Origin of the sequence: Aquamicrobium soli (genome assembly GCF_042646345.1) — a bacterium.
Classification (GTDB): domain Bacteria; phylum Pseudomonadota; class Alphaproteobacteria; order Rhizobiales; family Rhizobiaceae; genus Mesorhizobium; species Mesorhizobium soli_A.
This window is the reverse complement of the sequence record NZ_JBHRTK010000010.1, coordinates 100,378-113,417: the sequence shown is the minus strand read 5'-3', so window position 1 is coordinate 113,417 and position 13,040 is coordinate 100,378. Positions and strand designations below refer to the sequence as shown.

Genomic DNA, 13,040 nt, shown 5'->3' with positions numbered 1-13,040 from the left:
CGCATCTTGCAGCCGGGCGGATTTGCCTGGCTGCAAGCCTGGCGGCCCGAATAGGCGAATGGGGTAGGGGGCCGAGGCGGGATGGCCGGGCTGGGTCACGGTGCCTGAAGCGGCGCGTCCAAGGACGCCCCCGGCAAATGGGTGAATCCGTTCGAGTGCGGAAATGCGGCTGACCCGGAAGGGCGAAGGGCGGCTCTGCCGGCCCCATAACCAAGGCCTCGTGGCGCCTGTAATCAGATGGTCGGTCGAGCCCGGCCTTAAAACTTATCCGATCAGCAGTTCGTCGTCGTCGATCGTCTGGCCGCGGATCTTGCGGAACATCTCGATCAGATCTTCGATCTGCAGGCCCTTGCGCTCTTCCCCGCGTACGTCGAGCACGATCTCGCCGCCATGCAGCATGATGGTGCGGTCGCCGAAGTCGAGCGCCTGGCGCATGGAGTGCGTGACCATCAGCGTCGTCAGCTTACGTTCCGAGACGAATTTCTGGGTCAGCCCCATGATGAACTCGGCCATGCCGGGATCGAGTGCGGCGGTATGCTCGTCGAGCAGCAGCATCTGGGAGCCGGTCAGCGTGGCCATGACCAGCGACACGGCCTGCCGCTGCCCGCCGGACAACAGGTCCATGCGGTCGCCGAGCCGGTTTTCCAGCCCGAGGTTGAGTTCGGCGATGCGCTCGCGGAAACTGGCGCGGCGCTGTGCGTTGAGCGCCAGTGTCAGGCCCCGGCGCTTGCCGCGCCTTTCGGCCAGCGCCAGGTTTTCCTCGATGGTCAGCGCACCGCAGCTTCCCGCCAGCGGGTCCTGGAACACGCGCGCCACCAATTCGGCACGCCGCACGGTCGGCTTGCGGGTCACGTCCTTGTCGCCGATGACCACGTGGCCTGCGCTGGGCACGATGTCGCCGGCCAGCACGCCGAGCAGGGTCGATTTGCCGGCCCCGTTGGAGCCGATCACCGTGACGAACATGCCCTTGTCGATTTCGAGGTTGATGCGGTTGAGCGCCCTTTTTTCAAGCGGCGTGCCGCGGCCGAAAACGACGTCGATATCCTTGAGCGAGATCATCGGCCGCCTCCGTTGCGCAGGCGCGGTAGCACCAGGGCGAAGGTGACGAGCACGGCCGTGACGAGATTGAGGTCCGATGCCTGCAGGCCGAGCACGTCGCTGGAAAGCGCGAGCTGGATGGCGATGCGGTAGAGGATCGAGCCGATGACGCAGCCGATCAGCGCCATCAGGATGCCGCGTGCCCCGAACAGAGTCTCGCCGATGATGACCGCGGCGAGGCCGACCACGATGGTGCCGACGCCCGACGTGACGTCGGCAAAGCCGTTGGTCTGTGCGAACAGCGCCCCGCCCAGCGCCACCAGCGCGTTGGAAATCGCCATGCCGAGATAGATCTGCCCGGCGCTGTCCACCCCTTGCGCCCGCGCCATCCGGGGATTGGCTCCCGTGGCGCGCATGGCCAGGCCGGCATCGCTTTCGAGGAAGCGCCACACGACCACCAGCGCGATGAGCGCCAGCACGCCGATGAACAGCGGACGCACCAGATAGTCGCGCAGGCCGAGGCCGAAGAAGGGCGTGAGCATCGTATCGGCGTTGATGAGCGCGACGTTCGGCCTTCCCATCACCCTGAGGTTGACCGAAAACAGCGCGATCATGGTCAGGATCGACGCCAGAAGGTGCAGGATCTTGAAGCGCACGTTGAGAACCGCGGTGACCAGCCCGGAAATCGCGCCGGCCACCATCGCGACGAGGGCCGCCAGCCACGGATTGACCCCGGCCAGGATCAGCACCGCCGCCACCGCGGCGCCCAGCGGAAACGAGCCGTCGACCGTGAGGTCGGGGAAATCGAGCACGCGGAAGGCCAGATATACCCCGATGGCCACGAACGCGTAGACGAGGCCGAGTTCGACGGCACCCCAAAAAGCGATCTGGCTCAAGATTGCCTGTCTTTCAGCAGCATGCGCACCTCATGGACTCTTTTGCGGCCGAGGTTCGGCTTGTCGGTCTTGTTGCGTAGGGCTACGCACCGGGTGGTGTGGCGAAGCCGGACAACCCGTCAGGCGCCCGGCTTCGCATTCTTACTCGATTACCTTGGTGGCGCGCGAAAGGACGCTTTCGGGCAGTTTCAGCCCGATCTTCTCCGCTTCCTTCTTGTTCACCACGAGATCCGTGCCCTTGGCCACCGTCACCGGGATGTCGCCGGGCTTTTCGCCCTTGAGGATGCGCACCACCACTTCGCCGGTCTGCACGCCGACGTCGTAGTAGTTGAAGCCGAGGGCGGCGATCGAGCCGCGGTTCACCGAATCCGTATCGGCGGTGAACAGCGGCAGCTTGGCTTCCTCGGCCACCGAGACCGCGGCCTCCAGCGCCGAAATGATGGTGTTGTCGGTGGGCACGTAGATGGCGTCGACGCGGCCGACCAGCGCGCGGGCTGCACCCTGCACTTCGGCGGTCTTGGTGGCGGCGGATTCGACCACCTTGATGCCGGCGGGCTCGGCCGCCTGCTTCAGGGCGGCCAGCAGCGACACCGAGTTGGCTTCACCGGAATTGTAGAGATAGCCGATGGTCTTCACCTGCGGCAGGATTTCCTTGATCAGGTCGATATGCGCGGCGACCGGCGACATGTCGGAAAGGCCGGTGACGTTGCCGCCCGGCTTGTCCATGTCCTTGACGAGCTGCGCGCCGAGCGGATCGGACACCGCGGTGAATACCACCGGGATATCACGCGTGGCCGAAACCACGGCCTGGGCCGAAGGGGTCGAGATCGGCACAATGACGTTGGGCGCATCGCCGACGAACTGGCGCGCGATCTGGGCGGCAGTGGCCGGATTGCCCTGGGCCGACTGGTAGACGAACTTCAGGCCTTCGCCTTCCTTGTAGCCGGCGGCCGCCAGCGCGTCCTTGACGCCGTCGCGGGCGGCGTCCAGCGCCGGGTGCTCGACGATGGCCGTCACGGCAACCGTCACATCCTCGGCCTGCGCCGGGAGCGCGAGAGCGGCGGTAGCCGCCAGTGCAAGAAACAGAGCTTTCATTCCAAGTCCCTCCGAAAATGGTTGTCGTGACCTCTATGTCATTCTGCAGCCCGATGAAAGCTTGCTGTGACAATTTGTTCGATGCAATCCCCGCCTGACTGCGCGGGCAGGAAAGCGGCGAACCGAGGTGGCTGTGGAGGGTATCCGGGCCGGTCGTGCTGTCGTTTGCCGGGCGTGCCGGCGGCCGCAACATTTCGCGGCGCTGGTCCGGCGTTCGACCCGCTCGTGAGGTCGTCATTCGGCGAACGGGTTAGTCCAGGAGGCCGCTCGCGGCCCTAGACTGCCGATGGCATCGGCTTGAACGCGAACGGCGGGTCAGGCGGGATTTTCAGCCGCACATGGCGCGGAGGATCTTTCCGGTTTTGGGATCGGTTTCGATCGTTACCCGCTCCTGCCGGAAGTCCATGGTCACGCCCTGGCCGGGCCCGATCTGGCGGACGATCGTCGCGCCGGTCAGCTTCATCGCCTGCGCGTCGGATATCCGGTCCATGCCAAACAGCCGCTCCACCGCGGCCCTGTCGCATACGCCGGAGGGCGGCTGCGACGCCACCGGCTCACTCTGGCAGCCGGCAACCAGCGCCGCCGCTCCGGCCAAGCCCGTCAGAAATACCCGTCGATCCATCGCTATATCTCCAATTTCAGCCCGGCTTATCCGCCAGCCCGGATGAACGAGGCCTGAATGACGGACGGTATGGCAAGAGTCGGAGGAGAGCCTTGGCTGCCGGATTGTCAGCAATGTTCCAGCGGTTTTGGCGCGCCGCGCCACCCGCGCGGATGCGGTTTTGCCGGCTCGCATTCAAGGCGAAAACCTCGGGAAGACGGGCCAAAGCGACGGCCCGCGAGCCAAGCCTGCCATGGCGAATTGTCCTGTTGGTACCGCAATAGACGGCGCCGGCAGCCCCTAGGGCGATCATCATGACACGCTCCCCAACCACCGGGGTATGGATCTCTTTCCCTCTCGAAGTCGTGTCGCGACGCTTGGCGTGCCGCGCATCGGCGGCAGGCGTGAACTGAAATTCGCCCTCGAAGCCTACTGATCGGGGAAATCCACGGCCGCCGACCTGCTCGAAACCGCCAGAAAACGCGCGCAATAACCCGGCCATTTCCACTTGACATATGTCGACCTGTAGTCGACAACGTGTCGAACCGTATTGCGTTTGAGCAAGTGAATTCACCAAAGAGAGGATGTTTCCATGAATTTGCAGGGGGTCATGCCCGCGCTTGTCACGCCGTTTGACGCGCAGAACCGGGTGGATCTGAAGGCGTTGGAAAGGCATATGACGAGCCTTCGCGAGGCCGGCGTGACCGGCTGGGTCCCATGTGGTTCCACCGGCGAGTACTTCTCGATGTCGGATGAGGAGCGCCTTGAAGTCCTGAAGTTCGTGAAGAGCTTCGCCAGGGAGGGTGAGGCGCTCATCGCTGGGACCAATGCACCGGCGACGCGTGAGGTAATCCGTAACACCGAGCAGGCCAAGGCGATCGGCTACGACATCGTCCTCCTGGCGACGCCGTTCTACACACGTCCGACCCAGGATGAACTGCTGAAGCACTATCGGGCCGTGCTCGACGCAGTGGACGTCGACATCATCCTTTACAACTACCCGCCGAAGGACGGCATCGAGATCTCGTTCGAACTCATGGACGAGCTGGCCGATAATCCCCGCATCATCGGCATCAAGGAAAGCTCGGGAGTCTTGCAGCGGGCGGTCGATATCCACAACCGGTATGCCGGTCGCATCAATCTCGTTTCCGGCTCCGACGACATAGCGCTGGACTTCATGTTCTGGGGCGCGGATTCCTGGATCTGCGGCCCGGCGAACTGCATGGTGAAGGCCTGCGTCGACCTCGATCGCACCTTCCGTAGCGGAGATCTGGAGAAAGCCCGTCAGAAGATGGCGACCCTGTATCGAGCCATGAATATCCTGGAGAGCGGTAAGTTCGTTCAGAAGATCAAGTATGGTTGCGAACTCCAGGGAACCCCGGTCGGGCCTTGCCGCGCTCCTCTTGGTCCTTTGACGGATGACGAGAAGGCCGCTTTCAGGGCGGCCATGGCGCCGATCCTGGAATGGAAATAGGTGCTGGGCAACCGGCGTTCGGTTTCTGTCTGGCTTCATGACCGCGTAGCGGTTGACAACGAAATCTGAAAAGCGACAATAATTCGTCGTCAATGTGTCGACACGATAATGCGGTCACAACAACAAAAAGGGGAACCGCAGCCTCTGATCGAGGCATCTGTGCCGTCTCGGCTCGTGCCGGATTGTGCCTGGCTCGTCTCGCCTCGGGACGAAGGCGGTTTTTCTCGAGAACTTGGGCTCTAACTAAGTGGAGAATGGGAAATGAAATTTGGCCGTACTCTAATAGCTGCCGTAGCGATACTCGCATGGGGAACGCAGATCGGCAGCGCCCAGCAGAAATCAACCTGGGATACGATCCAGGAAACCAAAATGATCCGCGTGGGGTGCGTCAACAGCGAGCCCTTCGGCTTCAAAGACCCGGCCAGCGGTGAATGGAAGGGCATCGTCCCGGCCTTCGCCGCCCTGATAGCCAAGGAAATGGAAGTCAATTGGGAATGCGTTGAGACAACGTGGGGAACCGCCATTGCCGGGCTTCAGGCCAACCAATTCGACTTTGTGGGTGGCATGGATGCCACGCCCCAACGGGCGCTGGCTGTCGATTTCGCGCCGGGTACGCTCGTCTACTACGCGACCGCCATCCTCGCCCGCAAGGACCTCCCGGTCGAGAACTGGTCTGACCTGAACAAGCCCGAGATCACAGCCGGCGTGCCTATGGGAACATCGTCCGACCGTATCCTGACGGAAATGCTCGGTAACGCACAGTTCAACCGCGCAAAGGGCAATCCCGAAGCCGTGGCAGCCTTCGCATCCAATCGGACCGACTTTGTCGCGGGGTCGAGCGTCTGGCTGATCATGCAGAATCATGCCCTCGGTAATCAGGGCAAGGTGGTCGTGCCGAAGCCTGCTTTGATCTCGACCGCCGATGTCGGTGTTCGTATGGAGCAGGATAAGCGCTGGCGCGATTGGTTGGGCGTGTCGCTGAACTACTTCTATTGGAAGGGTTCAATCAAGCAGGCCTACGAGGACTATCTCAAGTTCCGCGGCATCGATTCGAAGGATGCTCCCGGTATCCGTCTCCAGGAACTGCAGTAGGATGGATTGCCGGCCCCTTGTTTTTGCGACCTTGGGGCCGGCCTGCCGACCGGCGGAGCCGTACGGACGGTACACGCAGCTTTGGGATGAGTTCGCATGAGTGGGAATTGGGACTTTCGTCTCGTTCTGGCGAACCTCGATTTTCTTATCGAGGGCTTCATCGGAACGTTGAAGATCGCGTCGGTATCTCTCGTCTTCGGAGTGCTGATGGGTTTCGTTTTCGCGGCGTTGCGAATGTCGAAGTACCGGATCATATCGGTGCCGACGAGCTGCGTGATCGAATTCCTTCGCATGACGCCGCTGCTCGTTCAGCTCTTCTGGGTCTATTTCGCGCTGCCTGTGGTGCTCGGAATCAGGCTCGACGCATTCACCGCGGGCGCGATCACCTTCTCGCTCCAGAACGGCGCCTTCTTCGGCGAAGTCTTTCGAGGCGGCATCCAGTCGATCGACGTCAGCCAGTGGGAAGGCGCGCGTGCCCTTGGCATGCGCCGGTTCCAACTGATGCGGCGGGTGATCCTGCCGCAGGCGATCCGGCGCATGCTTCCGCCGCTCCTGGAGCGAAGCTTCGAGTTGATCAAGGGCACGACGCAGATGGCCGTCGTGGCGTATGGCGACCTCCTGTACAATTCGATGGTCCTGAGTACCCGGCTCTATCGTCCCGTTGAGGTCCTCACGACCGTGGCCGCGTTCTACCTGGTCTTCCTGACCGCTCTGTCTCTCATCATTCGATATGTGGAGCATCGCTTCGATGCTCGGCAGGCTTGAGCCGGGAGGGCATGGCAATGGAATATCAATGGCAGTTCGGGCAGGTCTTGATCTACTGGCCGAATTTCTTGCAGGGAATTCTGGTGACGCTGGAACTCGCGGCCTGCCTCATCGTGACGGCAACCATCGGCGGCATCATCGTCGGCTCGGCCAGGCATTCGAGAAAGCGCATCTACAACTGGCCCGCGTCAATCTTCATCGAGGTATTCCGCAATACGCCGGTGCTGGTCCAGATCATCTGGTTCTATTACGCGTTTCCAGTCCTGATCGATGTGCAGATGCCTGGTTTCGTCGCCGCCGTATTGGGCATCGGCCTCAACTCGGTCGCGTATTCGGCGGAAGTTTTCCGCGCGGGCATCCAATCTATAGAGCGCGGCCAGTGGGAAGCAGCACGGGCGATCGGGATGCAGTACATGGCGATCATGCGGCGCATCATCCTGCCGCAGGCGATCCGGCGCATGATCCCGGCATTCGCCAACCGAATGATCGAGATATTCAAGGCGACATCGCTCGCGTCAGCCATTGCCGTCGGCGAACTGCTGTTCCGCGGCGAAGAACTCGCCAACACCATCTACAGGCCCATGGAGATCTATACGATTGTTGCGATCTTATTCTTCGTGCTGATCTATCCCCTGGCGCCACTCACGTACTGGCTGGAATGGAAACTGAACTCTAAAAGCAGGCGGCCGTCATGACCCAGGCAGACAGCGACTTCATCAAGGTCGAGAAACTTCACAAGGTATTCGGTAACCTTCATGTTCTCAAATCGATCGACCTTTCAATCAGGAAGGGCGAAACCGTTTGCCTTATCGGCTCGAGCGGTTCGGGAAAGAGCACGTTGCTTCGATGCCTGAACTTCATGGAGTATCCGACAGCCGGCCGCATCTCCGTGAAAGGCAAGACCGTCGGCAAGGAAACCGGCACAATGTTGGATGCGCCGACGTTCCGCTATGATGAGAAGGCGCTTTCCGAGCATAGGCAGCACATCGGGATGGTCTTCCAGCAGTTCAATCTGTTCCCGCATATGAGCGTCCTGGAAAATGTCATGGAGGGGCCGCGTACGGTCCTGGGAAAACGCCGTGACGAAGTGGAAGCGGAGGCGCTGAAGCAACTTGCCAGGGTCGGCCTGAGCGAGAAGGCGGATCAATATCCTTCCAGGCTTTCCGGCGGCCAGCAGCAGCGCGTTGCGATCGCTCGTGCGCTTGCGATGCAGCCCGACGTGATGCTTTTCGATGAAGTTACCTCTTCCCTGGATCCGGAACTCGTGGGGGAAGTGCTTAACGTCATGAAAGACCTGAGCGCAGAGGGCATGACCATGATCGTGGTCACGCACGAACTGGGTTTCGCCTATCATGTCGCGGACCGGGTTCTCTTCCTGCACGGAGGCCAGATTCTGGAGCAGGGGCCGCCCGAGAAGATATTGAAGAACCCGGCGGAGCCTCGCATCCAGCAATTCCTTTCCGGTTTCAGCAGCTTCAATTTCTGATCCTCGGGGTCGGGGAAGATCCGCTTCCGACCCTTGGTCTCACAGGAAAGGCACCATGAATTCCGTTTCAGGACGGCGTCTCACGTTGGCCGAGGTCGACCGCGGCTGTCATGCGGTTCTCGAAGGTTTCGGTTTCTCGGCGGCGCTTTCGAGTGCGCTGACCGGTCGGATCCGCCGGGCCGAGCATTTCGGCATTGCCAGCCATGGGCTGGCGATGCTTGCACGCTACCGGGAGTGCGCTTTGTCCGGGCGGGTGAATTTGGCTCCGGTTCCCAAGGCATTTTCTCCCAGGCCCGGTTTCATGGTCGTCGACTGCGAAAACAGCTTTGCTGCACTTGGTTTTGAACAAGTGCAGGCGGACTTCGCCGCGCGGACAAGAGCGCAAGGTGTAGCGTGCCTTGTCACGCAGAACGCCTATCATCTGAGCGCGCTAGGGCTGGATATCCTGCCGCTTGCGGAAAAGGGGCTTATGGCGATTGCCATGACGGGCACCGCGCCATGGATCGTGCCACATGGTGGCGATCGCCCGATCCTTGGTACCAATCCCGTCGCCTTCGCCTGTCCTCGCCGCGATCAGGAGCCGCTTCTTTGGGATCAGGCAAGCAGCGTGATTTCGATTTCCGACGTGCAGGTCGCGCAGCGACAGGGCCGCACGACGAACATGAAGGCCGGGCTTGACCGGCAGGGCATGCCGACCGACGACCCCGGGGAGATACTGGCCTCGCGAAAACTTCTCCCGTTCGGCGGCCACAAGGGTTCCGCGATCGCCCTGATGGTGGAATTGCTGACGGCGGGCCTCTCCGGGGGCAGGTTCGCCGTTGACTACGACAAGTCCCGAAACGGACCGGCAAATTCGGCTGGCCAGTTCTATCTGGCGATCGATCCGTCGGCGGTCTCCGGCAATTTCACGGCGCATATCGAAACGGTGCTGGACGCATTCGCCGGCAACGGCGTGGCCAGAATTCCCGGTGACGGCAGGTTCGCCCGCCAATCGCAGGCGCAAACGGACGGCGTTCCCGTCTCGGACGACCTTTGGGCCAGGCTTGTCGAATGGGGCTGGCCGGAGGCGGGCAGGGTCTGCGACGGTGCCCCGCTGCCACCCGGACAGTGAAGCGATGGTGTCGCCATCGGCACGGCGTCAACCTTGACATGTCGACTTTGTGTCGGCAAAATAATGACCGTTATGGCAGAGGGAGCGTTTAGATGATGTCGTCCGGCCAAGCCGACCGTGAAGCCCAGACCCGGCCGAATATACTGCTGGTGATGGCAGACCAGCTTACGGCGATCGCACTCTCGGTTTACGGCAACAGGGTCTGCAAGACCCCGAACATCGACGCTCTTGCCAAGCGCTCGGCGGTGTTCGCCAACGCCTATTGCAGCTATCCCCTCTGCGCTCCATCTCGCTTCGCGCTGATGACGGGAAGGCTGCCCTCAAGAATCAAGGCATACGACAACGCGTCCGAGTTTCCGGCGGCAGTTCCAACCATCGCGCACTATCTGCGTGGGGCGGGTTATTACACATGCATCTCAGGCAAGATGCATTTCGTCGGCCCGGATCAGCACCATGGCTATGAGGATCGGCTGACGACGGAAATCTATCCGGCCGATTTCAGTTGGGTGCCCCCGGAGACGTATGAGGAACAGGAGTCTGGAGACTCTCAGCCCGATGAAGTGCCGCTGGGCGTTTCGAGCGTTGAGACGATCGCCGATGCCGGGCCTTTGGCCCGCAGTCAGCAGATAGACTACGATGACGAGGTGGCACAGCGCGCGATCCAGCATATTTACGACTGGAAGCGCTATAGCGACGGACGTCCGCTGTTCATGACCGTCTCGTTCACGCAGCCGCACGACCCCTACGTCACGACGCGGAAGTATTGGGACCTGCATCCCAACGAAACTATAGACGAGCCGATCACGCCGCGCATCCCTCTCGAAGAGATGGACACGCACAGCCATGCGCTGTACTTCCACTACGGCCTGAACAAGTTCGACGTGGATGATGAAACTTACCGGCGCGCGCGGCGCGGTTATTACGGTATGATCAGCTATATCGACGAGAAGCTAGGCCAGCTTCTGCAGACCCTCGAAGACGCGGGCTGCGCCGACAACACGGTGGTGATCTTCACCTCGGACCACGGCGACATGATCGGAGAGAGAGGCCTCTGGTTCAAGAAGAACCTTTTCGAGCCATCCCTGCGGGTTCCCATGATTATCCATGATCCTCGCCACGCCCGCCCGTCCAGAATCGAGGCACCTGTCTCGCTGATCGACCTGCTTCCGACACTGGTAGAATTGAGCGGGCAGTCGATGGATGCTCTCGTGACTGAGATCGAAGGGGGCAGTCTGGTCGGCCTGATGTCCGAGGATCAACCGGACCGCACCATCTTCGCCGAGCACATCGACGGAGCGACCGTGGCGCCGCGCGTTATGGTCCGACGCGGCCGGTACAAGTTCGTTTATTCGGAGGCTTACCCGGCCCAACTCTATGACCTGCAGGACGATCCGGGCGAGCAGGTCAATCTCTCCGATTCCCCCGAACATTCAGAAATCGCGCGGATCATGCTGCAACTGGTTGAGCGTCAATGGGACCTTACGGCCCTCAAGGCAGATGTCGTGAAAAGCCAAAAATCGCGACAGTTCATCAACGCGGCAATGCAGCAAGGGCGCGAGGTGGTCTGGGAGCACTATCCGAATCCCGTCCGCGACCATACGAAATTCGTCCGGAACGGGGACAGATTCCCCGAGGTGGAGCGTAGGTCCTACCTGCCGTACTCGGACTACTGATCAACTAAAAATCGAAGGGACGAGCCAGATGGACGTCATCAGACCACTCGAGGAAGGGAATCCGGCCGACGACACCAGGCTGTTCCGACGTTGCCTGGGCCTTTTCGGTACGGGTGTGGCTATCATCACGACCCGGCACAGCGAACAGAACGCTGGCGCCACGGTGAATTCGGTCGCGTCGGTTTCCCTCGATCCGCCGTTGGTCCTGTGGTCGATCGCGCGTACGTCGAGAAGCTTCGATATCTTCCAGAAAGCGGAGGGTTTCGTCATCAATATCCTGTCCAAGGACCAGATGGAGTTGTCCCGACATTTCGCCAGTTCGGCGACAGACAAATTCGGCGGGCAGGCCACGACCCCGGGATGGAACGGCATTCCGATGCTCGACGGCGCCTTGGCTCATATCGAGTGCAAGACGGAAGCTTCGTACGATGGCGGCGATCACGTCATCAAGGTCGGGCGTGCCGTCAATGTTCGTACCTTCGAAGGTGACCCCTTGATGTTCGTCCAGGGACGTTATGCGGTGCCGGCCGACCATCCGAGCGTAAGGGCTCGCCCCGAGGTGCCGAAGGATATCGGTGAAATGAACGCTTCCGGGGGCGCGAACAGCTTGATCTCGCTCGTCTTCAGGGTTCACCATCTTCTGTCGGAGAAATTCGATGCCCACCGAGCGGCCGAAGGCGTGCACCTTTCGGTGACGCGCATCATGGATGCCCTGGACGAGATGCCGGACATGACGATGTCTGCCATCGCCCGCAAGACGTTTCTCGGCAGCCGGGACACGGAGGACGCGCTGGCGGAGATGCAGGGCAAGAACATCGTGGTTCGCAACGGCGATACCTACAAGCTGACGGCATCGGGCTCGGCTCTTCGAGAGAATGTTCGTCGCCGCTGGCTCCAGTTTCAGAACGAGGAACTGTCCGGCCTGTCGCCCCTGCAGATCGAGGAAACGACGAATGTCCTCCGTCACCTGTGGTCGAAATCGTGAGCGGCGGAGAGGTTGCGATGGCTGGTGTTGGTAAACCGCTGCAAGGGCAGAACGTGCTGGTGACGGGAGCCTCCAGAGGAATTGGCGCCGCCGTAGTCCGGCAACTGGCGAGAGAGGGAGCGGTCCCGATCATTCAGTATGGGCGGGATCAGGCGGCCGCGGAGCAGTTGCTTGAGGAAGTCGGCGCTGGTGTGACGTTGCAGGCCGATCTGTCCGATCCGATGGGGGCCACGCGCCTGTGGGAGCAGGCTCGATCGAAAGCCGGCCGAATCCATGCGCTTGTCAACAATGCGGGGATTCGGACCGAGGTGAGCATAGAGGCAGGCCTCCAAGCATGGCAGTCAACCTGGCAGAAGGAATTCCGGGTCAACCTGTTCGCGCCGGCAGACCTGTGCCGCGAAGCGATCCTGCATTTTTCCGAACATGGAGGAGGCAAGATCGTCAATCTGGCAAGCCGAGCCGGGCAGCGCGGATATGCGGCCGAGGCCATGGCGTACGGAGCGACCAAGGCGGCATTGAACAACCTCACGAAATCCATTGCCCGCAACTTCGGCGACAAGGGCATATTTGCCGTGGCGATCGCGCCGGGATGGGTCTTCACCGACATGGCGAAGGGCTATATCGCCCGGTTCGGAAAGCAGGCGGCGGTTGCCGATATACCAATCGGGGAGATGGCGCTGCCCGAGGAGATCGCGGAGGTAATCGCATTCGTGCTTCGCTCGTCGCAGCATTCGCTCAACGGCGCCACGCTCGACATGAACGGCGGGAGCTACATTCGCTAAGGCATTTGGCAGTTACGGCCCACGGCACCGATATTCATGACG

At 61.4% G+C, this 13,040-nt stretch carries 14 protein-coding genes; 9 read left to right on the top strand and 5 right to left on the bottom strand.

The window, feature by feature from the left end:
- Nucleotides 1-264: 264 nt before the first annotated feature.
- The 5 genes from ACFOHJ_RS08430 to ACFOHJ_RS08410 form a co-directional block, all read right to left on the bottom strand.
- Nucleotides 265-1,059: an ABC transporter ATP-binding protein gene (locus ACFOHJ_RS08430; RefSeq protein ID WP_378220046.1), complete on the bottom strand. Its 795-nt coding sequence runs from the start codon at nt 1,057-1,059 to the stop codon at nt 265-267.
- On the bottom strand, nt 1,056-1,934 hold the full coding sequence (locus ACFOHJ_RS08425) for an ABC transporter permease (protein ID WP_378220045.1): 879 nt from the start codon (nt 1,932-1,934) through the stop codon (nt 1,056-1,058). The genes ACFOHJ_RS08430 and ACFOHJ_RS08425 overlap by 4 nt, the downstream gene beginning before the upstream one ends.
- Before the next feature lie 141 nt (nt 1,935-2,075).
- The gene (locus tag ACFOHJ_RS08420; protein WP_378220044.1) at nt 2,076-3,029 is read right to left on the bottom strand and encodes an ABC transporter substrate-binding protein; all 954 of its coding nucleotides are present in this window, start codon (nt 3,027-3,029) and stop codon (nt 2,076-2,078) included.
- A gap of 328 nt (nt 3,030-3,357) precedes the next feature.
- Nucleotides 3,358-3,651: an I78 family peptidase inhibitor gene (locus ACFOHJ_RS08415; protein WP_378220043.1), complete on the bottom strand. Its 294-nt coding sequence runs from the start codon at nt 3,649-3,651 to the stop codon at nt 3,358-3,360.
- Nucleotides 3,652-3,667: 16 nt separating this feature from the next.
- Entirely contained in the window at nt 3,668-4,138 is a 471-nt protein-coding gene (locus tag ACFOHJ_RS08410; RefSeq protein WP_378220231.1) for a hypothetical protein, read from the bottom strand.
- Between the two features lie 84 nt (nt 4,139-4,222).
- Between ACFOHJ_RS08410 and ACFOHJ_RS08405 the strand changes: the two genes are divergently transcribed.
- From ACFOHJ_RS08405 to ACFOHJ_RS08365, 9 genes are all read left to right on the top strand, one after another.
- Nucleotides 4,223-5,104, top strand: a complete 882-nt coding sequence (locus ACFOHJ_RS08405) for a dihydrodipicolinate synthase family protein (RefSeq protein WP_378220042.1) — start codon at nt 4,223-4,225, stop codon at nt 5,102-5,104.
- A gap of 261 nt (nt 5,105-5,365) precedes the next feature.
- Complete coding sequence (locus ACFOHJ_RS08400) at nt 5,366-6,196, top strand: transporter substrate-binding domain-containing protein (RefSeq protein WP_378220041.1); 831 nt, start codon at nt 5,366-5,368, stop codon at nt 6,194-6,196.
- Between the two features lie 96 nt (nt 6,197-6,292).
- The gene (locus tag ACFOHJ_RS08395; protein WP_378220040.1) at nt 6,293-6,961 is read left to right on the top strand and encodes an amino acid ABC transporter permease; all 669 of its coding nucleotides are present in this window, start codon (nt 6,293-6,295) and stop codon (nt 6,959-6,961) included.
- 11 nt (nt 6,962-6,972) lie between these two features.
- On the top strand, nt 6,973-7,656 hold the full coding sequence (locus tag ACFOHJ_RS08390) for an amino acid ABC transporter permease (protein WP_378220039.1): 684 nt from the start codon (nt 6,973-6,975) through the stop codon (nt 7,654-7,656).
- Complete coding sequence (locus ACFOHJ_RS08385; RefSeq protein WP_378220037.1) at nt 7,653-8,447, top strand: amino acid ABC transporter ATP-binding protein; 795 nt, start codon at nt 7,653-7,655, stop codon at nt 8,445-8,447. The genes ACFOHJ_RS08390 and ACFOHJ_RS08385 overlap by 4 nt, the downstream gene beginning before the upstream one ends.
- A 55-nt stretch (nt 8,448-8,502) precedes the next feature.
- A complete protein-coding gene (locus ACFOHJ_RS08380) occupies nt 8,503-9,558 on the top strand; it encodes an Ldh family oxidoreductase (RefSeq protein WP_378220036.1) in 1,056 nt (351 codons plus the stop codon).
- A 92-nt stretch (nt 9,559-9,650) separates the two neighbouring features.
- Nucleotides 9,651-11,231, top strand: a complete 1,581-nt coding sequence (gene betC, locus ACFOHJ_RS08375; protein WP_378220035.1) for a choline-sulfatase — start codon at nt 9,651-9,653, stop codon at nt 11,229-11,231.
- Between the two features lie 28 nt (nt 11,232-11,259).
- A complete protein-coding gene (locus ACFOHJ_RS08370; RefSeq protein ID WP_378220034.1) occupies nt 11,260-12,216 on the top strand; it encodes a flavin reductase in 957 nt (318 codons plus the stop codon).
- 17 nt (nt 12,217-12,233) lie between these two features.
- On the top strand, nt 12,234-12,998 hold the full coding sequence (locus tag ACFOHJ_RS08365; protein ID WP_378220033.1) for an SDR family NAD(P)-dependent oxidoreductase: 765 nt from the start codon (nt 12,234-12,236) through the stop codon (nt 12,996-12,998).
- Nucleotides 12,999-13,040: the final 42 nt, after the last annotated feature.